Here is a 22,136-nt window from a genome sequence, read left to right as displayed (position 1 = left end):
AATAATCTCCTGTCTCTAATCTCCTTGTCTCTTTTCTTTTACTCTTCTCTAATCTCTTAATTTTTTAATTTTTAAATCTTTTAATTTCTTAGCTGGCCATCGCTGTATAGATAAACGTCAGCGAACTATTCACCATATCGATTACCGGCTGAGGGAATATCCCCAGCAAGATCACGAAAACCGCTAAACTTGCCAATACAGAGAATTCCACAGTGGATAAATCTTTTGCTGTACTTAAAACGGCTTCGTTTCCTTCACCAAACATTGCTTTTCCGTAGAATCTCAACAGGTAAACGGCACAAAGAATGACGGTAAGACCAGCGATTACTGCTGCCAATCCATTGAAGTCATATACAGATTTCAGCAAAATAAATTCTCCGATGAATCCATTGGTTAATGGAACTCCCATTGAACCTAATATAATGATCAGGAACAACACTGCAAATTTAGGAGCCACTTTCGCTAAACCTCCCATTTGTCTGATGTCTCTTGATTTAAATCTCTTGTATAAAATATCACAACAGTAGAATAACCCCACTACGTTGATACCGTGGGCAAACGTCTGTACCAACGCTCCTTCAGCTCCTTCAATGTTGAATGTTCCTCTTAAAGTGATCACTGCAGAAGAGAAAATCCCTGCCACCATTAATCCTACGTGAGAGAAAGAAGAATACGCTATGATTCTCTTCATATCGGTCTGGATAATCGCGATAAGCGCTCCGTGAACAATTCCTACAATAGCAAGAATAATCACGATCTGTCCTGAAATTCCCGCAATAGGAAGCGGAGTGATCGGAAGAAGGTAACGGATAACACCATAGATCGCCATCTTCAGCATGATCCCTGATAATAGCATGGATCCCTGAGTAGGAGAGTAGGTATAGGTGTCCGGTTGCCAAGTATGGAAAGGGAATACCGGTAATTTCACTGCAAATGCAAAGAAGATAAACCAGAATACCACCGTCTGTTGTGCTTCGTTAAGCTGAGCGTTGTATAGATCTGTTAAAGCGAAAGATGCGGAGTGGTTGTACACATAGATCAATCCGGCTAACATAAATAATGACCCAACGAATGTATAGACGAAGAATTTCGTGGTGAATTCAAATCTTTTATTTTCCTGGCCCCAAAGTCCGGCGATGAACCAGATCGGAATCAGGGTTACTTCCCAGAAAATGTAGAATAATAATCCATCTAAAGAAGTGAACACGCCTACAAGACCAAACTGCATCAGCAGGATCAGACCGTAGAATGTATTTCTATAGTTTACATTTTCGTTGAAAGATGATAAAATAATAATTGGCGTTAAAATATTGGTCAACAATAATAGAAGCAGACTCATTCCATCTATTCCGAAATGAAGAGAGCTTTTAATAAATTGTGACCAAGGATAATTGATCTCGTGCTGCAATACACTGTCTACCGTGGGATTAAAATCAAAATCCGCTGCGATGTAGAAAGTAATAAGCATTTGGATCAATGCAATTCCTAGCGCCAAATATTTGCTGGATTTATTTTTCCAAGCAAAAACTAATCCCGAACCTACTAGAGGTAATAGTAATAATGTTAATAATAAACCAGACATTATTGTAATATAAAGTTAACAATCAGTATAATTCCCACTGCTAAAGACATGATAAGAATATAAGTCTCTACATTTCCGTTCTGTATACGCTTCATCGCTTTTCCGCTGTCTTCAGCGCCTTCGCCTACAAAGTCTACAAAACGGTCTAAGATCCCTTTATCAAACATCTTTCCTCCGCGTCCTAATCCTTCAACAGTTTTTACAATCAATGCATTGTAAAGTTCGTCTACATATAGTTTTTTAGCAGAAAGCTTTTCCCATCCGGTATAGCTTTCTTCTGCCAGAGCCATCTTTTTCTTCTTCACGTAGGTATTTTTTACAATAAACCATACGGAGAAGAACATCAGCACTGTGGCTGCTAATAATATCATTTCAGTACCAAACGGAACTCCCGAAAGAGTAGCTTCCATTTGTTTGTAGCTCTGCTCGGTAAGAACAGGTTTCAACCATTCCATCAATTTAGCATAATGGCCATGTCCGATAAAGTGAGGAAGGTTAATGAAACCTCCAAGCACCGAAAGGATTGCCAGAACGATTAGCGGAAGCGTCATGCTGGATGGGCTTTCGTGTAAGTGATGTTTTTGATCTTCCGTACCTCTGAACTCTCCGTGGAATGTCAGGTAGTACAGTCTGAACATATAGGTGGCAGTCATTGCCGCTAAAACAAATAAGATTACCCAGTACATTGGGTTTTTAGCGAAAGCTGCTACTAAAATTTCGTCTTTGGAGATCATCCCTGATAATAGAGGGAAACCTGAGATCGCCAGTGTTCCGATAAGGAAAGTAGCGTGTGTAATCGGGATGTATTTTTTCAGACCTCCCATGAAACGCATATCCTGCTCGTTGCTCATCGCGTGGATCACAGAACCTGCCCCTAAGAATAATAATGCCTTAAAGAATGCGTGAGTCATTACGTGGAACATCGCTGTTGTATACGCTCCCAATCCTAAAGCAATGAACATAAATCCAAGCTGAGAAACGGTAGAGTAAGCCAACACTTTTTTGATGTCGTTCTGACGAAGTGCATAGAATCCTGCCAAAGCAGCCGTTAAGAATCCTATGAATAAAATTCCTCCCTGAACCGTAGGAGCCAAAGTAAATAAGAAGTTTGATCTTACTACCAAATAGATCCCGGCTGTTACCATCGTTGCCGCGTGGATTAACGCTGAAACCGGAGTAGGACCGGCCATCGCATCCGGTAACCATGTATATAAAGGAACCTGAGCCGATTTACCGGTAGCACCGATAAATAAACTGGCGGTAATAAAGATAATTACTGTTCCGTCTAATTCAAATTTTGAAGCGTTCTGTGCTACGGTAAGGTAATCTACTGCATTGGTCTGAGAAGCGATCATGAAGATCCCGATCAATAAGGCAAGGTCACCAATTCTGTTCATGATGAAAGCTTTTCTTGCTGCTTTCCCGTATTCTTCATTGGTATACCAGAATCCGATCAGCAGGTAAGAACAAAGACCTACACCTTCCCATCCGATGAACAGGATCAGGTAGTTGCTTCCCATTACCAGAAGTAACATAGAGAAGATGAAAAGATTCAGATAAGTAAAGAACTTATAGAAACCCTTGTCGTGGCTCATATATCCGATAGAGTATAAATGAATCAGAGAACCGATACCTGTAATGATCATGACCATCATTAATGAAAGCTGATCAATCTGAAATCCTACGTTGATCTGGATCCCGTTTACTGTAAACCACTCAAAAGCTTTTACAATGACAGGTTGACTTTCAGAATCAAATTTCATGAAAAGACTTACTGCGATACAGAAAGATCCGAAAACCATTGCTGTAGCCAGGGAGCCTACGAATATTTTTGGAAGATTTTTCCCGAATAAACCGTTAATAAGAAACCCTAATAGTGGTAAAAGTACTATTGCATACACTAAATTTTCCATTCCTTATCCTCTTAATTTATTAAATATACTTACATCCACAGAACGGGTATTTCTATATAGCATAGCAATAATTGCCAGACCTACCGCTACTTCAGCGGCGGCTACCACCATAATGAAGAAAACTAAAAGCTGCCCGTCTCCATTTCCTTTGTATGCTGAAAAAGCAGCCAATAAAAGGTTTACAGAATTTAGCATAAGCTCTACACAGCCCAAAATAACAATAGCGTTTTTTCTCAACAATACTCCCAATACTCCCAGACAGAACAAGACTGAAGAAAGAATGATGAAATAGTTAAGAGGGACGCTTTGTATAAATGTATTTACTTCTCCCATAATTTTATAAATCTTTTTTACCGATTAATACCGCACCTACAATACCTGCCAAAATTAGGATGGATGCAAGCTCAAACGGTAAAACATATTGATTAAACAAAAGTCTGCCCAGATTTTTAGTAAGACCCACCCCTTTGTCTACATTTTCCAATACAATGTGGTTATCGGTTACTCCTCTGAATACGCCTAAAACTCCAATTAATAAAAGACCGGCTGTAAAAACTCCAACAAATTTTAAAGTATTGTTCTTCTTACTTTCGTCTTGTTTATTAAGGTTAAGCATCATCAGGATATAAAGGAATAATACCATGATGGCTCCCGCATACACTATGATCTGAATGATGGCAAGGAACTGTGCATTCAGAAGAATGTACATTCCTGCAATTGAAAACATCGTAACAATTAATGACAAAATAGCATAGAGAGGATTTCTTGCAAATACAAAATACACTGCACTAGCTACTGCTAAAAACGCTACCAAGAAAAATAAAAACTGATCCATTATTTTACCGCATTTTTTTGTTTCTCGGATTGTCTTGTCGTAATATCAATCCTTTCATTTATTTTTTCAACCAATTTATCTTTTCCATAGATGAAAGAGCCTCTGTTGGTTTCTACATCCACTAATCTGTCTGTAAGATAAATGGCCGATTTCGGACACGCTTCTTCACACATCCCACAGAAAATACATCTCAGCATATTGATTTCATATACCGATGCATATTTTTCTTCTCTGTAAAGACCTTTTTCCTCCTTCGTTCTTTCTGCGGCAGTCATCGTAATGGCTTCAGCAGGACAGGCCACGGCACAAAGTCCACAGGCTGTACATCTTTCTCTGCCTTCTTCGTCTCTTTTCAGAACGTGATGACCTCTCCAGATGGAAGCTCTTGGTTTCTGTACTTCCGGATATGAATATACTGCCGGAGCACCTTTTATCACGGTTCTTACAGCATGCTTAAATGTAATCCCCATCCCGGTAAAAATAGCAGGAAGGTAGATTTTTTCAGCAAGGGTCATTTCTTTATTGGAAACAACTTTTGATCTGTTTGTAAGTTTCATTTAATTATGGATGTTAGATGTTAGACGTTAGATGTTAGAAGATGGAAGTGGGTGTTTATTTCCCGCATCACCATATTATCACATCATCACATCATCTCATTTTTAAATTATTCTAGTTGGCAAATGCTAAAATCACAGCACCTGTAATCAATAGGTTTACTAATGCCATTGGGATCAGAGTTTTCCATCCTAAGTGCATCAATTGGTCATATCTAAATCTTGGAAGCGTCCATCTGATCCACATAAAGATCAGAATTCCGATTACCGTTTTTGTTAAGAATGCTACGATACTCAAAATTCCTGCAGCGTTTTCACCCCAGTGTTGAGTTACCCATTCAATTCCAGGATAGTTGTAACCACCGAAGAAAAGAACGACCATGAAAGCATTAGAGATAAACATGTTCACGTATTCACCGAACATATATAATCCTAGTTTCATGGAAGAATATTCCGTAGAGTATCCTGTTACCAGTTCAGATTCACACTCCGGTAAATCGAAAGGGTGTCTGTTGGTTTCTGCCAAAGCAGCTACAAAAAATACAAGGAAAGCAATAGGTTGGTAGAAAATATTCCAGTTCATCCCGGAAATCCAAGGAATCACTCCCCATAATTTTCCACCTGTTTGACTTTCAGTAATTTCTTTTAAATCCAAACTTCCCGTCATCATAATGATAGAAAGCAATGCTAATCCCATCGCCAATTCGTAAGAGATCATCTGTGAAGAAGCACGGATAGCACCTAATAATGAATATTTGTTGTTCGAAGCCCAACCTCCGATCATGATTCCGTATACGCCAATGGAAGCCATTCCGATGATGAAAAGTACTCCAACATCAATATTTGCTACCTGTAAATCATAAGAAACTCCACCGAAATTCAAGGTTTTACCCCAAGGAATAACCGCTCCTGTGATCAATGAAATAAACATTACCAAAGCCGGTCCCAATACGAAAAGAAACTTTTCAGCATTGGCAGGGGTAAAATCTTCCTTAAAGAAAAACTTTCCACCATCGGCCAGAGGCTGCAGTAACCCGAAAGGTCCGGCTCTGTTGGGACCAATTCTATCCTGCATGATTGAGGCCACTTTTCTTTCTGCCCAGGTAGAGTAGGCCGCTATCGTCAAAGACAGCAGGAAAAGTGCCAGTACAAGTATAAGTTTAAATGTTAGTAAATCCATTTTATTTTTATAGATGTTAGATATTGGAGGTTAGAAATTAGAAAGTCTGTTGTCTAATGTCTGAAATCTGATATCTTATTAATTATTTTTCGTCTTTTTCACTGATTTCTTTCGCCATAGGATTGTCTAATACTCTTAGCTCATCCTTAGGTTTTTCGTAGTGGTTCAATGAAATCACTGAATGTCTGTCGATATGTCTAGGACCTTCAATATTCCAGTCGGACAATTCTTTTCTTTCGAAACGACACGTATCGCAGATGAACTCTTCAACTTCACCCCACTGGTCTTTTCTTGCAGTGACTCTTACAATTTCATCACCCTTCATCCAAACTACGGCTTTTCCTGAACATTTTCCGCATTTACAAGAGGCATTCATTGGTTTTGTAAACCAAACTCTGCTTGCAAAACGGGAGGTTCTGTCTGTTAATGCTCCCACCGGGCAAACATCAATAATGTTTCCGATGAAGTCATTATCCAAAGCTTTATTTAAATAAGTAGAAATTTCAGCGTGATCTCCTCTGAAAAGAATTCCGTGCTCTCTTGAATCTGTCAGCTGATTGGCTGTCAGTACGCATCTTGCACAAAGAATACAACGGTTCATATTCAACTTGATATTCGGACCAAGATCGTCTGCTTCGTACGTATTTCTTTCAAATTCTGTTCTGGTTTCAAGGTTTCCATGCTCATATCCAAGATCCTGAAGGTGACATTCCCCGGCCTGGTCGCAAACTGGGCAATCCAGCGGATGATTCACCAATAAGAATTCGGTAACAGCTTTTCTTCCTTCCTGAGCTTTTTCAGACGAAAGGTTTTTCACTTCCATACCGTCCATTACGTTAGTTCTGCAACTAGCAACTAACTTTGGCATAGGGCGAGGATCTGCTTCTGATCCTTTTGAAACTTCGACTAAGCAAGTTCTACATCTCCCTCCACTGGTTTCCAATTTGCTGTAGTAGCACATTGCAGGAGGTACAGATTTTCCACCGATTTGTCTGGCAGCTTCCAAAATAGAAGTTCCAGGCAAAACTTCAGTAGTCTGTCCGTCTATAGTTATTTTGAATTTTTTAACCTCTTCGCTCATATTCTATGCTTTTCGCTTAATAAAGCTCTATAAATTTTTAAATCTCTCTAAATTAAAATTATAAGTTTCGGTAAGAAGATAATCAATGTGAATTTTAAATTCTTTGATATGATTATCAAAATCTGGATACGTTTTAATAATATGTTTAACCAGATTTTTATACTTACTTTCCTTATCTATTTGTTCACTTTTAGTTTCTTTCTTGAATGATTCAAAATCAATATAATCAAATTCACTTAAAACTTTGTTTTGAACTTTTAAAAACTGGTAAATCCAATCTTCAAAAGCTTTAGGACAAAGTGCAAAAATAAACTGATATTTTGTTTTCTCCTTATAAATTTTAAAACTGTTTCCGTCTTTAATTTTCTCGAAGTTTTTTAAATTAGGATTAAGTAATAAATCTTTTCTGTCTTCATCTACAATGCCGATAAGAAATTCTCCTCTTACTCTCTCAAAAGCCTTTATAACCTCATTTTTATTTTTTTCTTTTCGGATGCGTTTTTCATTTTGTAATAGCTTTCCAAAAAAATATTTATCTGCAAAACATTCAACAGCAACAACCCTTTCCATGATTAATTATTTTCCCAAAGGCTGTCGAAGTTAAAAAATACATTCATCCCGTATTCATAGACATCATCATTACTTTCTTTATCTAATTTTTTTACTTCTGTCTTTCCATCAACATTATTAACTAAATAAATTTGCAAATTGTTTCTACTTTCCTCATCTCTCAGAAATTCTTGAATAATAAAATCACTATGAGTGACCATGAAAAACTGATTGTTGTTTTCATTGTACTTTACTTCATTAGTAAATTCTAAAATATACGGCTCAAAACAATGTGCTTCTGGCTCTTCAAATAATAAAACAGAATTTTGATTGCTCATAATTGCCGTTTTATAGAAAATAAGTCTTTGAAGTGTATCTGCAATCATATTGTATGGAAGGGTAAATACAGTTCCGTCTTCATATTCTTTAAAAATTTTTAGTTCATTTGAATTCTTTTCAATTAATAATTTAAGATTATTAAGTGCTAAAAATTTATTAACAAAAATTCTTATTTCAGAATACTGAGAAATTATTGATGCAATATTTTCACCATATGGATAGTCTAAATATTTTAAATAGTTATTTTTTTTATAACTCGATAACTTAAATTTATAATATTTAATATGTTCAGAATATTTGATATGATTTATTAAATCGTCACCTTTTTTTTCTATTGCAGAATTAATGGTTATTTCGTGTAAATCATCTTCAGATAAATCGGGATAATCAAAATTTAATTCAATTTGATTAATACCTATTGAAATTTCATCAAAAATATTATTTTCAAAAAAAATATCTTGTAAATCTTCAAATCGTGTAAAATCTTTTAAAGTATTAATTAAATCAATTGATTTTTTATGACTTTGATTTTTCAAAAGTTGATAACTACCTACAGCCTCCAAAATATTACTCTTCCCAGCATTAGGCTTTCCTGCAAAAATATTTATTTTTTTGCAACCGTCAATTTTCAAATCTTTTATAGATTTGAAATTGGAAATTTCAATATTTTGAATATGTTGATTCACTTCTAATTATACTTCTTCGTGTTAAATGTATACCCGATTCCAGCAAGGACCTGTCCGAAAACAAAATCCTGACGCGCTTTATCCGGTTTATTATTCAATGTAGTCTTAATATCCCACATATTGATGTATCCGGCTTTAGCTTCTGCTCTTATCATCCAGTTTTTCCAGAAAACCATGTTAAGGCTGGTTCTAACGTCGGTTCCCATCCCTGCAACGTGAAAACGGTCGCTTCTTTCATTTCCAAAAAGTTTGATATTACTTTTAGGAAACATCACCCCGATTCCGGCTCCATAAGACCATACTAAATCTATATTTTTTTTATGAATAAGATTTTTGTATTTCTCAAGACCTAAATTTTCATAATTAAGTCCGTCTGTATGTTCAAAAGTAAGGAACTGGGTATCTGCTAAATTCACCTGTCCGTTCTGTACCATCCCTGCATATTTAGGATCTGAAATTGTTCCTGAAAAATCAACCGTCTGGTCCTGTTTCATCACATATTTCATATGATCGATTCCTAAAACTAGGGCTAAGTTATCTTTTATAAAATATCCCAGTCTGAAGTTATACTGCGTTACGGTAAACCAGCTTGGATCAATATAAACGATTCCAAATTTGGTAGGTTTATCTCTTGCCTGTACATTATTCAACTGAAAATCGTAGCCGTTTCCTGTGAAATGGATATCAGAATTGCTGAAAGCACCTCTGTTCCATCCGTAAAAAACAAACACCTGACCTTTTTTGCTTAATGGTAAAGGTTTTTCCTTTTTTTCAGCTTTATAAGATGTGGTTTCTACTTTAACCTCCTTAAATTTAAGAGGTATATAACCAGCAGACTCTTTATAAGATAAAGTATCATTTTTATTTTTAGCTACCTGTGCAAATAAAAAATTCGACATCATTAAGCCAACTACCAATAACTTTTTCATTCTAAGCATTTTTTTCAACAGCAGGAATAGGATCTGCATAATGTGCCAATCCATAATTTTGTGTCTGAGATAATTCAGGGTTTTTCACATGCCATTCAAACTCGTCTCTAAAGTGACGAATTGCTGCTGCTACAGGCCAAGCTGCCGCATCACCTAGAGGACAAATGGTATTTCCTTCGATTTTTCTCTGGATATCCCAAAGTAGATCGATATCTTCCATTTTTCCTTCTCCTTTTTCTATCTTCTTCAAGATTTTATGCATCCATCCCGTTCCTTCACGGCAAGGCGTACACTGCCCACAACTTTCGTGGTGATAAAATCTCGCCAAAGTCATTGTATGTTCCACGATACACTGGTCTTCATCTAAAACAATGAAACCTCCTGAACCCATCATCGTTCCGGTAGCAAAACCTCCATCAGCTAATGATTCATAGTTCATGTATCTAGGTTCTCCGTTTACGGTTCTCAATAATAAATTGGCGGGAACAATCGGAACGGAGCTTCCTCCAGGAATACAAGCCTTCAGCTTCTTCCCGTTGGCAATACCACCGCAGTATTCATCAGAATAGATAAATTCTTCAACAGTGATGGTCATATCAATTTCGTAAACTCCGGGTTTGTTGATGTTTCCACAAGCCGAAATCAATTTCGTTCCTGTAGATCTTCCTACCCCGATTTTAGCGTATTCAGCTCCAGTGATATCAATGATCGGAACGATGGCTGCGATAGATTCCACGTTGTTTACCACCGTTGGTCTTTCCCAAAGTCCTTTTACAGCCGGGAATGGCGGTTTTAATCTTGGATTTCCTCTTTTACCTTCAAGGGATTCAAGCAATGCAGTTTCTTCACCACAGATATAAGCTCCTCCTCCTCTCTGAACATAAATTTCACAATCGAAACCGGTTCCTAAAATATTTTTACCTAAAAATCCTGCTGCTTTAGCTTCTTCAATAGCTTCTTCCAAAATATCTGGAATCCATGAGTATTCTCCACGGATATAGATATAAGAAACATTTGAACCTAAAGTAAAAGATGAAATAAGCATTCCTTCAATCAGTAAATGAGGAAGGAATTCCATCAGATACCTGTCTTTAAAAGTTCCAGGCTCAGATTCATCAGCATTCACTACAAGGTGTCTTGGTACACCTTCCGGTTTTGCCAGAAAGCTCCATTTCATCCCTGTCGGGAATCCTGCTCCACCACGTCCACGAAGTCCTGAAGCTTTTACTTCTTCAAGAATTTCGTCAGGTGTCATTTTCAAGGCTTTTTCAGCTGCAGTATAACCTCCCTGTTTACGGTAAGTTTCAAAGTAGCGAATACCTTCTATATGTGCGTCTTTAAGTAAAAGTTTTTTACTCATTTTTATATGCTTTTAGCGGATGGCTTTTACACTTCGACAAGCTCAGTGTGACAGCTTTGCGCCTTTTTTAATTAATTTAAAATTTATTTAGCCCAAATCAACCTGTCCTTCTCTACAAAGATCCAGAATTTCGTCAACTTTCTCTATTGTTAAATTTTCATGAAAGAATTTTCCAAGCTGCAACATGGGTGCGTATCCGCATGCTCCAAGACATTCAGCAGGCTTTAAAGTAAACATACCGTCTTCGGTAGTTTCTCCGTCCTTAATGTTCAGTTTGGTTCTGATATGATCAAGAATTTTCTCGCTTCCGCAAACCATACAAGGTCCGGTTCTGCATACTTCCAAAACATATTTACCAACCGGCTTCATATTGAACATGGTATAAAAAGTAGCTACTTCATATACTTCAATTGGCTTAATACTTAATAATTCAGCAACATAATCCATTACAGGAACGTCTAACCATCCTCCGAATTCTTTCTGTGCTAAGTGTAGGACAGGAAGAAGAGCAGATTTTTGTCTTCCTTCAGGATACCTTGCGATAATTTTATGTACCTGTGCTAAACTTTCCGGTTTAAAAGCTATTGTTTCGCTCATTTTTTATCTAAGATTAAAGAGTAAAGAACAAAGAAAAAAGATTCTGAAGTCCGTTATTCTAAATTCGTATTTATATTGGGTTGAAGAAAGTCTTTTATCTTTCTTCTTTTATCTTTTTGTCTACTGTATTATGCGTCTAATTCTCCCGCAATAATATTCATACTACACATCGTTACGATCGCATCTGAAATCACAGAACCTGTGATCATTTCAGGATATGCCTGGTAATAGATGAAGCATGGTCTTCTGAAGTGAAGTCTGTAAGGGCTTCTTCCTCCGTCGCTCACCAAATAGAATCCTAATTCTCCGTTTCCACCTTCTACTGCGTGGTAAACTTCTCCTTTAGGCACATCCGTTTCTCCCATTACGATTTTGAAATGGTAGATCAAAGCTTCCATTTTCTTGTAAACATCTGCCTTTTCAGGAAGATAGAAATCAGGAACATCCGCGTGGAATGGTCCTTCAGGAAGGTTTTCGTATGCTTGTTTGATAATTTTAAGGGATTCCCAGATTTCCTGCTGACGAACCATGAAACGGTCGTACGTATCACCTGCAGTTCCTACCGGAATGATGAAGTCGAAATCTTCGTAAGAAGAATAAGGCTGTGCCACTCTCACGTCATAATCTACTCCTGCTGCACGTAGGTTTGGACCTGTAAAACCATAGCTTAATGCTCTTTCAGCAGAAATAGCTCCTGCTCCGATGGTTCTGTCCATGAAAATTCTGTTTCTTTCCAACAGGGTACCGAATTCTTTAAATCTTGCCGGGAAGGTTTTTAAGAAGTCTTGTAATAGCTCATGGAATTTCGGGGTGAAATCTCTTTCAAAACCTCCGATTCTTCCCATATTGGTGGTCATCCTTGCCCCGCAAATCTGCTCGTACATATCATAAATACGCTCTCTTTCGATGAACATATAGGTAAGACCTGTAATAGCTCCTGCATCCATTCCGGTTACTCCGTTACAGATCAGGTGATCACCGATTCTGGCCAATTCCATCAAAATAACACGCATATAATCTACACGCTTTGGAACTTGCACCCCGATCAGCTTTTCTACTGTCATGTGCCAACCCAGATTGTTGATAGGTGCAGAACAGTAATTCATACGGTCGGTAAGGGTAGTGATCTGAGCATAATTCCTTTTTTCAGAAATTTTTTCAAATGCTCTGTGGATGTATCCTACCGTCTGTTCCGCATGAAGAATCCTTTCTCCATCCATCGTTAAGATGTTTTGGAAGATTCCGTGTGTGGCAGGGTGGGTAGGTCCTAAATTGAGGGTATACAGCTGCCCGTCAATTTGCTCCTTACTTTCGTATTGGTTAAGTATATTAGATAATGAGTTATCTTTCATAATATATAATTGATATTGATAGGTGATAATTAATCATTGATCAATCATCATTAATCATTTATATTTCTATTTTATCTTCCGAACATGCTATCGTTCTTATCCGTTCTGGTACCATCTTCAAGGCGATATTCCTTCAGCATCGGGTGGTATCCGAGATCTTCCATATTCAGGATAGCTCTCAGGTCAGGATGTCCTTTAAATTTAATTCCGTAGAAATCAAACGTTTCTCTTTCCATCCAGTTGGCCCCTGCAAATAATTCTACAAGAGAATCCACTTCAATATTTTCTCTGGACATAAAGATTTTCAGACGTAATCTAAAATTGGCCATCATGTTGTGCAGGTGATACACTACACCTATTTCCTTGTCCGGAAATTCAGGGTAATGAATCCCGCAGATATCGGTAAGGAAATTAAATTCCAGTGATGAATCTCTCAGGTAGTGAATGATCTTTTTGATATCTTCTTTCCTCACTTCAACCGTCAACATTCCATAAGGATCTGAGCTTGAAATAACAGAATCCGGAAATTCTCTTGTAATGGCTTCTAATACAAATTCGTTTGTCATTTCCGTTAGTTGCTTATGTTGTAAGAATCTAGTAATTTCTGGTATTCAGGCATATCTCTTCTTCTGATGCTTTCGCTTTCTGAAAGAGCCTGAACCTGCATTACGCCTTCAATGATCTGCTCCGGCCTTGGAGGGCATCCCGGAACGTAAACGTCAACCGGAATAATTTTATCAATTCCCTGTAATACAGAGTAAGTGTCAAAAATACCACCGCTGGAAGCACAAGCTCCAACAGCAACCACCCATTTTGGCTCTGCCATCTGAGTGTAAACTTCTTTTAGGACGGGTCCTAATTTTTTAGATATCGTTCCGCAAACCATCAACATATCTGCCTGTCTTGGCGAGAAAGAGTTTCTTTCCATGCCAAATCTTGAGGCATCATATGTAGGGTTCAGGGTAGCCATAAACTCGATACCACAACAAGAAGTAGCAAAGGGTAACGGCCAAAGAGAAAACTTTCTAGCCATCCCGATTACACTGCTCAGTTTCGTTGCGAAAAACCCTTCTCCTTCAAATCCTTCGGGAGCAGGTGCATCTGTTCTTATTATTGGTTTGTTATCTGACATTTTGTAATGATTTTAGATTTTAAATTTTAGATTTTAAATTAATTCAATTCAAAACCATTATCTAAAATTTTTAATTTAAAATTTATAATTCTATTTATTTATCCCAATCTAATGCACCGCGCTTCCAAACATAGAAAAACGCCATGAAGAAGATCGCCACGAACATAAGTACGGCCAGGAATCCTTCTACTCCGAATTCTCTGAAGTTAACCGCATATGGGTAAAAAAATACGATTTCAATATCGAATAGTACGAACAATACCGCAGTCAGGAAGTATTTAATAGAAAACGGTGTTCTCGCATTTCCCTCTACGGGAATTCCACATTCCCAGCTTTGGTTTTTCACAGAATTTCCTTTCTTCTGTTTCGGTCCCAGAAAATGTGCTCCAAGCAAAGAAACGGCTACAAACGCCATTGCTACACCTGCTTGGATAAGGATTGGAATATAACTTTCAGGTAAATTCATTTTTGCATTATTATCTCAATTTGCAAATTTAGCGAATAAACAATAAAGCATGAAATTAATAAGCTTAAAAGTGGGATGAAAATGGGGAAAAGCGGTAATTTAGAATCAATAAAAATAGTACTTATTTCTTCATTTTTTTGAGGAGAGAGTAGGCCATGAATGAAATATATCCGAAAAGAATACTTGCCAACATTATGTTAACTACCGTATTCATTCTATCATCTTCGATCTGAAAAAAGAAGTTATAAGCGATAAATGCTGCGATCAGAACAGCGAAAACAATGAGATGTGGTTTCATGGGTTGTGGAATACGGGGTTAGAGATTCGGGTTTCAGAGTGTGGAGTGAGTGGTGTAAGATCCAGGGTTTATTTTTTTGTGTAAAATATGAGTTATTAGTTGCCGGTTTAAAATAAGTCACCAATAACTCATACTTGTGAATCGTCAATGATCAATCCTTATTGATCGTTAATGAATATGTTCTTCTCCTCTTGTGATTCACCGGATTGTAGTCCTGCCACAGAACCTGGACACTTTTGTTTTCTTCAAGCTCAGGATTGGTTTCTGCAAAATCGATTCCCATACTGGTAAAACGTACAAAAATTTCTTTAAATATAATGGCTGTTACCCCACGTCTCTGGTATTCAGGGTGAATTCCGATCAGGTAGAAATTGGCGCGGTCGTTTTTCTTCCCGGCCTGCAAGAAGTGCCACCATCCGAAAGGAAAGAGCTTTCCTTTGGATTTCTGTAAGGCCTTTGAATAAGAAGGCATTGTAATGGCAAAAGAAACGAGCTCGTTGTTTTCGTCTACAACACAGATCACATAGTTCTTATCTATAAAAGGAAAATATTTTTCTCTGTAGGTCTGTATCTGTTCGTCTGAAATAGGAGTGTAGGTAGAAAGGTGTTTGTATGTTTCATCAAGCAGCTTAAACATAGGTTCCACAAACGGCAGGATTTCCTGTTTTGACTTGAAATTGAGAACTTTAAGTTTGTATTTCTGAGCAATCAGGCCACTGAATTTTTCTACTTTTTCAGGTAAGATTTTCGGGAAGTTCATTTCATATTCTACCCATTCCTTTTCTTTGGTAAGTCCCAGTTCTTCTAGGTGTTTAGGGTAGTATTCGTGATTATAGATCCCGATCATAGTAGCCAGTTTATCAAATCCCATGGTCAGCATTCCGGCTTTGTCCAGATTGGTGAAGCCCATTGGTCCTTCGATCTTGTCTATATTGTTTTCTTTGGCGTAGTCTATTGCTTTCTGGATCAAAGCTTTAGAGACTTGTTTGTCATCAATAAAATCGATCCACCCGAAACGTACTTTTCTGATCCCTAATTCCTTTTCTTCCTTATGGTTGATAATTACAGCGATTCTTCCCACCACTTTGTTACCTTTTAATGCCAGAAACTGTCCGGATTTTGAATAATTTAAAGCAGGATTTTCTTTTGCATCCCAAATTTTAAATTCGTCTTTGATAAAAGAAGGAACGTAATATGGGTTGTTTTTATAAAGATCCATTGGAAACCTTACGAATTGTTTTAATTCGCTTTGGTTTTTGACTTCAATAACTGAAACTTCAGACATAATTAGAGGGTAATTAAAGGGCAAATATAAATAATAAAATGTAATACTTTGGCACAGTTTTTACATCATTATGCTTAAAATTTAAACACAAAAATCTATATAAAATGATGAGTTATTATATTATTATTGGTATTTCAATGTTGGTGAGCTGGTGGGTTTCATCCAGGTTGAAATCGAAATTTGAATATTATTCCAATGTACATCTCAGAAATGGTTTATCGGGTAAAGAAGTGGCGGAAAAAATGCTTAGAGATAATGGAATCAATAATGTACAGGTAATTTCAGTTCCCGGTCAACTGACGGACCACTATAATCCGGCAGACAAAACAGTCAATCTTTCTGAAGGAGTCTATATGCAGAGAAATGCGGCGGCAGCTGCAGTGGCAGCCCACGAATGCGGACATGCAGTGCAGCATGCTGTAGGATATTCGATGCTGAATCTGCGTTCAAAATTGGTTCCTGTAGTCAATATAACTTCTAATTTAATGCAGTTCATTCTGATTGCAGGTATCGGAATCATGGCAGCCACAAGATCCATTGAAGATCCAAATGGAAATACAGCTGTTTTGGCGATTGGAGTAGCCATGTTTGCTATGACAACGCTTTTTGCTTTTGTAACGCTTCCGGTAGAATATGATGCCAGTAACAGGGCTATGAAATGGCTTAAAGATACTGGGACGGTTACTCAGGAAGAATTTGTAGGGGTACAGGACAGTTTGAAATGGGCAGCAAGAACCTATGTTGTAGCAGCCATCGGATCTTTGGCACAACTCCTGTATTGGGGTTCTTTGCTTTTAGGCGGAAGAAGAAATTAATCTTTAAATTCAAATGAAACATACTGCATCTCGGATAATTTATCTGAGATGCTTTCTTTTTGTGCCAATTTTAAGGAGGCGGTAAGAATGCAGTTTTCATTGGCATCGAAATGTAAAACTTTAGCATCAAACTTAGAAAGTAGGGTGAAGATGGTATTCTGCTGATTGAAATTAAATTGAATTTCAATTTCTGCTTCAAGCTCTCTGGTGATGATGTTAGCTTCTTCCAGAGTGATTTTTGCACATTCTTTATAGGCTTTTACCAGACCTGAAACGCCGAGTTTTGTCCCTCCATAATAACGGACTGAAATAACAAGAACGTTGGTGATCTCATGAGCTAAAAGCTGATTATAGATGGGAAATCCTGCACTTCCTGACGGTTCTCCATCATCATTGGCACGGTAATTTTCCCCTTCCAATCCCATTCTGAAAGCGTAACAGTGGTGGGTTGCTTTTGGATGTTCTGTCCTGACTTTCTCCAATGCCCCTTTCAGTTCCTTTTCATTATTGACGGGAAATGCAAATCCGATGAACTTGCTTCCTTTTTCTTTCAATAAAGTATTTTCTATGGGTTTTTCTATGGTTTTGTATTCGAACATACCGCTCAGTAACTTTTGAGCTGCAAATTTACGGTTTATATATTGATAAAAAAAAGAGCGTTTCCGCTCCTTCATATTTTAAATACATAGCGTACCATTAGGTTTACAGACTTCACTGGCGTCTGTAGGAACGCATCTGAAGTATCCGGGTCTGCAAGGGCAAAAGTAAGTGCCATTTGCTAAATAGTAACATCCCTGGATTCCACCTTGAATAGATTTTAATTCTCTGTTTGATAGTTTTCTTAAATTTTTCATGGTTATATTGGATTTTAATGGTTTTAGTTGAATAAAAAGGTAAGCAATTAAATCCAATAAAATGAAAATATCAAAAAAAGTTTATTATGTTAAGTTTTTGATTGTTATGTTTTTATGGTTGTTCTTTTTGTATGATTGACCGTAAAAATAAGGTGTATATATTGCAAATAATGATCAAAAAAGAAGCCCTCAAAATTTTGAGGGCTTCCTATATTTTTTTGATTTTTATACTTAATGACTATATCCCTGTTCCGCAAAGATCCATTGGAATCAGACACATATAGCTTATAGGACCACAAAAATCCTGAGGACATCTATCTCTGCATCTGGTAGGTTCACCATTAGGTAGGGTACAATTTACAAATGCTCCACCTGTAATGCTTTTTAAACCGATTCTAGAAATTTTCTTTAGATTTTTCATTTGATTATGATTTGTATTTTAATTCACTATAAAGTTAATTATTTGTTTTAAATTAAAATATGATTTTGAAACAATTTTATTATGTTAAATTGATTTATGGTGATATTAAACCATTAAATAGTAAAAAGGGTTATTTTGAAACTATAAATAAGCCAGCCTTATATATTTGGCTGGTAAAATGAAATGGTATTGTCTCTAATCGTTTTAATCTTGAAAGGCGTTAAACAATCTAGCTTAGGTGCTTTAGTCCCGTTCTCCAGTTTCAGGTCTTCGTTTCTGATTACGACAGCTTCATCCCAAAGTCCGGCATTAATGAATTGCTGTAGGGTGTAAGTTCCGCCCTCTATAATAATAGATTGGATCTGTTCTTTATAAAGTGCATGCATCAGATCCTGCAGGAAATTCTCTTTTCCCACTTTAATAAATTTGATGTTGTTTTCTGCTCCTTCTTTTGTGGTATTGATCACTAAAGTTGGTGCTTCATCATTGAAGAGTTTAAAATTGTTTGGAACTTTTAAATCAAAATCTATAAGAACTCTTACCGGATTGGTTCCTTCGGTATTTCTAACCGTCAAACTCGGATTGTCGTTTAGGGCAGTCTGGGTTCCGACCAGGATGGCATGTTCGTCTGCTCTTAATTGATGAACAAATTGATTAACCAAAGAATTTGAAATGGCAGTAGGCTTAAAGTCTTTATCCAGAAATCCGTCTCCTGATTGTGCCCATTTCAGGATAATATAAGGTCTCTTCTTTTCGTGATAGGTGAAAAACCTTTTGTTTAATTCAATGCATTCTTTCTCCAGTATTCCGGAAACGACTTCTATGCCGGCATCCTGGATGATTTTCTTTCCTTTGCCATTCACTTTATCATGAGAATCCATGGCGCCAATCACTACTTTCTTGAACCTGAGTTCTTTGATTTTTAAAGCGCATGGCGGCGTTTTTCCATAATGTGCACAAGGTTCCAGGGAAACATAGATCGTAGACTCAGGGATCAGCTCTTTATTTTCTACAGAATTGATCGCATTGATCTCAGCATGATTCTCTCCGGCTTTGTGATGGTAACCTTCCCCGATGATCTTTCCGTTATGGACGATCACGCTTCCTACGAGAGGGTTGGGGTAGGTTTTACCTAGAGCTTTTTCTGCAAGCTCGATGCATCTTTTTATATATAGTTCGTCGTTGTTCATAGGTGAAAAGAAAAAGCGAAGACAAATTTCTTTGCTTCGCCCTTATTATATTTTTTAATAGATTAATCTCCGGTAATGATCTTGTGAAGATTCTGTTTTAAAGTTTCCAGATGTGCCTTTTTATCATCGATCGTATTGAAGGTATCTCTAAGCATAGGATTTTCTCTTGACGGCTTGTTGAAGAATGCAAGGTTGTTTTCCAGTTTTACAATTTCACCTTCAAGGTCAGAGATTTGACTCTTGATCTTTCTTGCTTTATCTGTAAGCTGGTTTTCGGTTAATCCTTCTTCTTTCAGTTCAAGCTCATTGATTTTATTCAATTTCAACTTTTCTCTTAAGGTTCTGTTGAACTCGGTATTGATCGCAATTTTGTCTCTCGGTACTTTTCCTATGTTATTCCAAGCTGTTTTTATAGCTTCTATTCGTTCAATACTGCCTTCGTCATTAGAAACGGTTTTCAGGTCTTCCAGAATTTCTTTTTTCTGCTTGTAATTCTCTTTCCAGTTGTCATTGGAAGCATTGTTTTTCTCTCTGTAATTATTGAAGAAGGTATTACATGCATCACGGAATTCATCCCAGATTTTGTTGGTCATGCTTTTTGGAACGTGACCTACCTTTTTCCAGTCTTCCTGAAGTTTTTTGAATAAAGGAACGGTAATATCCCATTCTTCATTCATCATATTATCCTGAGCGGTCTGGATCAGTTTCAATTTTTCTTCAAGATTAGCCTGTTGGGAACCTTTCAGCGATTTATAATAATTATTCTTTGTTGTATTGAAGCTTCTCAATATTGTTTTGAAATCATTCCAGTTCTGGTTGGATAATTTTCTTGGAACACTTCCTGTTTTTAAGAATTCAGTACGAAGGTCTTCCACTCTTTTAATGGAATTCTGCCAGTAGTTGTGATTGGGAGTTTCAGAAGGCTCAGACAATTTTTTGATCTCTGCGATAATCTGGTTTTTCTTTTCCAGATTGTCATTCTGTTCTCCTTCGATAGCTGCCGAAAGTTCAGATTTTCTTTCGTGAATTTTATTGGAAATTTCTTTGAATTCTTCCCATGTTTTTTCACGGAATTCTTCTGCTACCGGTTCAGCTTCTTCTTTCCAAAGCTTGTGAAGGTACTGAAGTTCGTTTAATGCTTTCTGAATCACAGGCTCACTTTCTAGTTCTTTAGCACGCGCAATGATATGCTGTCTTTTTTCCAGATTGTGACTGAATTCCTGCTCAAGAAATTCTTTATTCAGATCCAGCATCTGGTAAAACTGATTCAGATGGTGGAAATAGTTATTGTTAAGGATCTTGAATTCAGATTTTGCTACCTGACCCGCTTTTGACCATTCTTCTTTGATTTCACGGATAGATTTGAAAAGGTTGGTTCCCGGTTCGGAATTGGTGTAAAGATTTTTAAGTCTTTCTATAATGTTCTGACGGTGATCAAGGTTTTTCTTCTGTTCTTCATCCTGAGATTTCTGGTACGTGTCATATTTCTCTCTGAAAATATTAATCAATGCAGAAAGTTTAGACTGTAGAGGATGCTCATAGCTGAAATTTTCAGAAGCATTTCCTCCTTCTTCATATTCATGCTTTTTATCTTCCACTTCATCATGGATGTAATGACTTGCTTTTTCTTTTAACTGATTGAATCTTTTGAAATTTTCACCAGCATTGGTTGTGTTGATGATGGTTTCCATTTCTTTCAAAGCATCAGCCAGCGAAATATCATCAGCATGTTCCTCTTCCAAATGTTCTGTGTCATCAGCAGGAGCACTTTCAGCATGAACAGCCGGTGTTTCTGATGTTTCTTGTTGAGATACTTCGGTAGAAATTTTATTTTCTTCGTTTTCAGAAAGATTGTTTTCTGTAATCATAGCAAATCTTTTATGTGAGTGGCGTTATTTCCTTTTGTATATAGCTGTAAAGCCAATTAAGGTACTAATTTAGGTTATTTTTTTTGAAAATTCCAAATTTCCCAAGCTTTTTCTGCTTGCTGTTCAAGCATGTAATATCCGTTCACGGTTTTAGCTCCTTTTTCAGATGCTTTAATGATGAATTGAGTATAGTTTGGGTTGTAGATGAGATCGATGATCAGGTGTTCTGAAGTGATACCGTCAAAAGGAAATTTGAGGCAGTCTTCAACATTGGGGAATGTCCCAACAGGAGTACACTGGATAATGATTTTATGGTCACGAACCGTGTCGGGATCCAGGTTTTTAAAATTAATTTCAGAATTTCTGGAAATGGTGATGGCTGGGATTTCATGTTTATCCATGATATATTTCACGGCCTTTGCTGCGCCTCCGTTTCCCAGGATCAAAGCTTTGTCGTGGTATGTTTTCTTGTGAAGCAGAAGGGTTTTCTCAAAACCAAAAGCATCGGTATTATAGCCGGTCTTTTTGCCGTCTTTGATCAGAACGCAGTTTACTGCTCCTACTTTCTCAGCTTCGTCACTAAGTCCGTCAAGGTAATCAATAATCTTTTCCTTGTAAGGGATCGTCACATTGAATCCTAAAAGGTCCGGATCAGTAAGGAGGTTTTCCACTTCATTCATTTCATTCAGATCAAAAATATCGTAGGTAAAGTCTTTCAGCATCAGCTTCTGAAACTTGTCTTCAAAGAATTTTTTGGAAAAGGAATAGGAAATATTCTTTCCTATCAGCCCTAGTTTTTTATTGGAATCCATAGATCAAAAATAAAAAAAAGACCGAATAAATCGGTCTT

Annotated in this window: 25 protein-coding genes; 1 reads left to right on the top strand and 24 read right to left on the bottom strand. The window is 37.1% G+C overall.

Annotated features, from left to right (window positions below; all coding sequences use genetic code 11):
- Positions 1–88: 88 nt before the first annotated feature.
- The 18 genes from HHL23_RS12910 to HHL23_RS12825 form a co-directional block, all read right to left on the bottom strand.
- Positions 89–1,582 (bottom strand): complex I subunit 4 family protein, encoded by a 1,494-nt coding sequence (locus HHL23_RS12910; RefSeq protein ID WP_169235202.1) that lies wholly within the window; start codon positions 1,580–1,582, stop codon positions 89–91.
- Positions 1,582–3,495, bottom strand: coding sequence for an NADH-quinone oxidoreductase subunit L (nuoL, locus tag HHL23_RS12905; RefSeq protein ID WP_169235201.1), 1,914 nt, complete (start codon positions 3,493–3,495; stop codon positions 1,582–1,584). The genes HHL23_RS12910 and nuoL overlap by 1 nt, the downstream gene beginning before the upstream one ends.
- A gap of 3 nt (positions 3,496–3,498) precedes the next feature.
- A complete protein-coding gene (nuoK, locus tag HHL23_RS12900; protein WP_034703571.1) occupies positions 3,499–3,828 on the bottom strand; it encodes an NADH-quinone oxidoreductase subunit NuoK in 330 nt (109 codons plus the stop codon).
- Between the two features lie 4 nt (positions 3,829–3,832).
- A complete protein-coding gene (locus HHL23_RS12895; RefSeq protein ID WP_169235200.1) occupies positions 3,833–4,330 on the bottom strand; it encodes an NADH-quinone oxidoreductase subunit J family protein in 498 nt (165 codons plus the stop codon).
- Entirely contained in the window at positions 4,330–4,887 is a 558-nt protein-coding gene (locus tag HHL23_RS12890; RefSeq protein ID WP_073331953.1) for a NuoI/complex I 23 kDa subunit family protein, read from the bottom strand. The genes HHL23_RS12895 and HHL23_RS12890 overlap by 1 nt, the downstream gene beginning before the upstream one ends.
- A gap of 112 nt (positions 4,888–4,999) precedes the next feature.
- Positions 5,000–6,064 carry an NADH-quinone oxidoreductase subunit NuoH gene (gene nuoH / locus HHL23_RS12885; RefSeq protein ID WP_169235199.1) on the bottom strand — a complete coding sequence of 355 codons (1,065 nt, stop codon included), beginning with the start codon at positions 6,062–6,064 and terminating at the stop codon, positions 5,000–5,002.
- Between the two features lie 82 nt (positions 6,065–6,146).
- A complete protein-coding gene (locus tag HHL23_RS12880; protein WP_169235198.1) occupies positions 6,147–7,145 on the bottom strand; it encodes a 2Fe-2S iron-sulfur cluster-binding protein in 999 nt (332 codons plus the stop codon).
- Between the two features lie 27 nt (positions 7,146–7,172).
- A complete protein-coding gene (locus HHL23_RS12875; RefSeq protein WP_169235197.1) occupies positions 7,173–7,715 on the bottom strand; it encodes a hypothetical protein in 543 nt (180 codons plus the stop codon).
- Positions 7,716–7,717: 2 nt separating this feature from the next.
- Entirely contained in the window at positions 7,718–8,719 is a 1,002-nt protein-coding gene (locus tag HHL23_RS12870) for an ATP-dependent nuclease (RefSeq protein WP_169235196.1), read from the bottom strand.
- A 2-nt stretch (positions 8,720–8,721) separates the two neighbouring features.
- The gene (locus tag HHL23_RS12865) at positions 8,722–9,648 is read right to left on the bottom strand and encodes a hypothetical protein (protein ID WP_185194873.1); all 927 of its coding nucleotides are present in this window, start codon (positions 9,646–9,648) and stop codon (positions 8,722–8,724) included.
- Position 9,649: 1 nt separating this feature from the next.
- On the bottom strand, positions 9,650–11,008 hold the full coding sequence (gene nuoF / locus HHL23_RS12860) for an NADH-quinone oxidoreductase subunit NuoF (protein ID WP_169235195.1): 1,359 nt from the start codon (positions 11,006–11,008) through the stop codon (positions 9,650–9,652).
- 87 nt (positions 11,009–11,095) lie between these two features.
- Positions 11,096–11,605 (bottom strand): NADH-quinone oxidoreductase subunit NuoE family protein, encoded by a 510-nt coding sequence (locus HHL23_RS12855; RefSeq protein WP_169235194.1) that lies wholly within the window; start codon positions 11,603–11,605, stop codon positions 11,096–11,098.
- A 128-nt stretch (positions 11,606–11,733) separates the two neighbouring features.
- Complete coding sequence (gene nuoD, locus HHL23_RS12850; RefSeq protein WP_169235193.1) at positions 11,734–12,957, bottom strand: NADH dehydrogenase (quinone) subunit D; 1,224 nt, start codon at positions 12,955–12,957, stop codon at positions 11,734–11,736.
- A gap of 71 nt (positions 12,958–13,028) precedes the next feature.
- Entirely contained in the window at positions 13,029–13,523 is a 495-nt protein-coding gene (locus HHL23_RS12845) for an NADH-quinone oxidoreductase subunit C (protein WP_169235192.1), read from the bottom strand.
- 5 nt (positions 13,524–13,528) lie between these two features.
- Positions 13,529–14,089, bottom strand: a complete 561-nt coding sequence (locus HHL23_RS12840) for an NADH-quinone oxidoreductase subunit B (RefSeq protein ID WP_169235191.1) — start codon at positions 14,087–14,089, stop codon at positions 13,529–13,531.
- Positions 14,090–14,183: 94 nt separating this feature from the next.
- Positions 14,184–14,555: an NADH-quinone oxidoreductase subunit A gene (locus tag HHL23_RS12835; protein ID WP_169235190.1), complete on the bottom strand. Its 372-nt coding sequence runs from the start codon at positions 14,553–14,555 to the stop codon at positions 14,184–14,186.
- 121 nt (positions 14,556–14,676) lie between these two features.
- On the bottom strand, positions 14,677–14,853 hold the full coding sequence (locus HHL23_RS12830) for a hypothetical protein (RefSeq protein WP_169235189.1): 177 nt from the start codon (positions 14,851–14,853) through the stop codon (positions 14,677–14,679).
- A gap of 151 nt (positions 14,854–15,004) precedes the next feature.
- The gene (locus tag HHL23_RS12825; protein WP_169235188.1) at positions 15,005–16,138 is read right to left on the bottom strand and encodes a GNAT family protein; all 1,134 of its coding nucleotides are present in this window, start codon (positions 16,136–16,138) and stop codon (positions 15,005–15,007) included.
- A 107-nt stretch (positions 16,139–16,245) separates the two neighbouring features.
- Between HHL23_RS12825 and HHL23_RS12820 the strand changes: the two genes are divergently transcribed.
- A complete protein-coding gene (locus HHL23_RS12820) occupies positions 16,246–16,953 on the top strand; it encodes a zinc metallopeptidase (protein ID WP_169235262.1) in 708 nt (235 codons plus the stop codon).
- Here HHL23_RS12820 and HHL23_RS12815 read toward each other — a convergent pair.
- The 6 genes from HHL23_RS12815 to HHL23_RS12795 form a co-directional block, all read right to left on the bottom strand.
- Positions 16,950–17,552: an IMPACT family protein gene (locus HHL23_RS12815; RefSeq protein ID WP_169235187.1), complete on the bottom strand. Its 603-nt coding sequence runs from the start codon at positions 17,550–17,552 to the stop codon at positions 16,950–16,952. The genes HHL23_RS12820 and HHL23_RS12815 overlap by 4 nt on opposite strands.
- 78 nt (positions 17,553–17,630) lie before the next feature.
- Positions 17,631–17,807 carry a bacteriocin-like protein gene (locus tag HHL23_RS22990; RefSeq protein ID WP_423738654.1) on the bottom strand — a complete coding sequence of 59 codons (177 nt, stop codon included), beginning with the start codon at positions 17,805–17,807 and terminating at the stop codon, positions 17,631–17,633.
- Between the two features lie 238 nt (positions 17,808–18,045).
- A complete protein-coding gene (locus HHL23_RS12810; protein ID WP_169235186.1) occupies positions 18,046–18,228 on the bottom strand; it encodes a bacteriocin-like protein in 183 nt (60 codons plus the stop codon).
- Positions 18,229–18,386: 158 nt separating this feature from the next.
- A complete protein-coding gene (ribD, locus tag HHL23_RS12805) occupies positions 18,387–19,418 on the bottom strand; it encodes a bifunctional diaminohydroxyphosphoribosylaminopyrimidine deaminase/5-amino-6-(5-phosphoribosylamino)uracil reductase RibD (RefSeq protein WP_169235185.1) in 1,032 nt (343 codons plus the stop codon).
- 62 nt (positions 19,419–19,480) lie between these two features.
- Entirely contained in the window at positions 19,481–21,286 is a 1,806-nt protein-coding gene (locus HHL23_RS12800; protein ID WP_169235184.1) for a DUF349 domain-containing protein, read from the bottom strand.
- Between the two features lie 74 nt (positions 21,287–21,360).
- Positions 21,361–22,098 (bottom strand): shikimate dehydrogenase family protein, encoded by a 738-nt coding sequence (locus HHL23_RS12795; protein WP_169235183.1) that lies wholly within the window; start codon positions 22,096–22,098, stop codon positions 21,361–21,363.
- Between the last annotated feature and the right edge of the window lie 38 nt (positions 22,099–22,136).

It is taken from the genome of Chryseobacterium antibioticum, assembly GCF_012927325.1.
GTDB classification, from domain to species: domain Bacteria; phylum Bacteroidota; class Bacteroidia; order Flavobacteriales; family Weeksellaceae; genus Chryseobacterium; species Chryseobacterium antibioticum.
This window is presented reverse-complemented; position numbering and strand designations above follow the sequence as displayed.

What these genes read in the sequence shown, in the direction of transcription:
- HHL23_RS12910 (WP_169235202.1), bottom strand. Translation starts at nt 1,582, where the DNA reads ATGTCTGGTTTATTATTAACATTATTACTATTACCTCTAGTAGGTTCG.
- nuoL (WP_169235201.1), bottom strand. Translation starts at nt 3,495, where the DNA reads ATGGAAAATTTAGTGTATGCAATAGTACTTTTACCACTATTAGGGTTT.
- nuoK (WP_034703571.1), bottom strand. Translation starts at nt 3,828, where the DNA reads ATGGGAGAAGTAAATACATTTATACAAAGCGTCCCTCTTAACTATTTC.
- HHL23_RS12895 (WP_169235200.1), bottom strand. Translation starts at nt 4,330, where the DNA reads ATGGATCAGTTTTTATTTTTCTTGGTAGCGTTTTTAGCAGTAGCTAGT.
- HHL23_RS12890 (WP_073331953.1), bottom strand. Translation starts at nt 4,887, where the DNA reads ATGAAACTTACAAACAGATCAAAAGTTGTTTCCAATAAAGAAATGACC.
- nuoH (WP_169235199.1), bottom strand. Translation starts at nt 6,064, where the DNA reads ATGGATTTACTAACATTTAAACTTATACTTGTACTGGCACTTTTCCTG.
- HHL23_RS12880 (WP_169235198.1), bottom strand. Translation starts at nt 7,145, where the DNA reads ATGAGCGAAGAGGTTAAAAAATTCAAAATAACTATAGACGGACAGACT.
- HHL23_RS12875 (WP_169235197.1), bottom strand. Translation starts at nt 7,715, where the DNA reads ATGGAAAGGGTTGTTGCTGTTGAATGTTTTGCAGATAAATATTTTTTT.
- HHL23_RS12865 (WP_185194873.1), bottom strand. Translation starts at nt 9,648, where the DNA reads ATGAAAAAGTTATTGGTAGTTGGCTTAATGATGTCGAATTTTTTATTT.
- nuoF (WP_169235195.1), bottom strand. Translation starts at nt 11,008, where the DNA reads ATGAGTAAAAAACTTTTACTTAAAGACGCACATATAGAAGGTATTCGC.
- HHL23_RS12855 (WP_169235194.1), bottom strand. Translation starts at nt 11,605, where the DNA reads ATGAGCGAAACAATAGCTTTTAAACCGGAAAGTTTAGCACAGGTACAT.
- nuoD (WP_169235193.1), bottom strand. Translation starts at nt 12,957, where the DNA reads ATGAAAGATAACTCATTATCTAATATACTTAACCAATACGAAAGTAAG.
- HHL23_RS12845 (WP_169235192.1), bottom strand. Translation starts at nt 13,523, where the DNA reads ATGACAAACGAATTTGTATTAGAAGCCATTACAAGAGAATTTCCGGAT.
- HHL23_RS12840 (WP_169235191.1), bottom strand. Translation starts at nt 14,089, where the DNA reads ATGTCAGATAACAAACCAATAATAAGAACAGATGCACCTGCTCCCGAA.
- HHL23_RS12835 (WP_169235190.1), bottom strand. Translation starts at nt 14,555, where the DNA reads ATGAATTTACCTGAAAGTTATATTCCAATCCTTATCCAAGCAGGTGTA.
- HHL23_RS12830 (WP_169235189.1), bottom strand. Translation starts at nt 14,853, where the DNA reads ATGAAACCACATCTCATTGTTTTCGCTGTTCTGATCGCAGCATTTATC.
- HHL23_RS12825 (WP_169235188.1), bottom strand. Translation starts at nt 16,138, where the DNA reads ATGTCTGAAGTTTCAGTTATTGAAGTCAAAAACCAAAGCGAATTAAAA.
- HHL23_RS12820 (WP_169235262.1), top strand. Translation starts at nt 16,246, where the DNA reads ATGAGTTATTATATTATTATTGGTATTTCAATGTTGGTGAGCTGGTGG.
- HHL23_RS12815 (WP_169235187.1), bottom strand. Translation starts at nt 17,552, where the DNA reads ATGTTCGAATACAAAACCATAGAAAAACCCATAGAAAATACTTTATTG.
- HHL23_RS22990 (WP_423738654.1), bottom strand. Translation starts at nt 17,807, where the DNA reads ATGAAAAATTTAAGAAAACTATCAAACAGAGAATTAAAATCTATTCAA.
- HHL23_RS12810 (WP_169235186.1), bottom strand. Translation starts at nt 18,228, where the DNA reads ATGAAAAATCTAAAGAAAATTTCTAGAATCGGTTTAAAAAGCATTACA.
- ribD (WP_169235185.1), bottom strand. Translation starts at nt 19,418, where the DNA reads ATGAACAACGACGAACTATATATAAAAAGATGCATCGAGCTTGCAGAA.
- HHL23_RS12800 (WP_169235184.1), bottom strand. Translation starts at nt 21,286, where the DNA reads ATGATTACAGAAAACAATCTTTCTGAAAACGAAGAAAATAAAATTTCT.
- HHL23_RS12795 (WP_169235183.1), bottom strand. Translation starts at nt 22,098, where the DNA reads ATGGATTCCAATAAAAAACTAGGGCTGATAGGAAAGAATATTTCCTAT.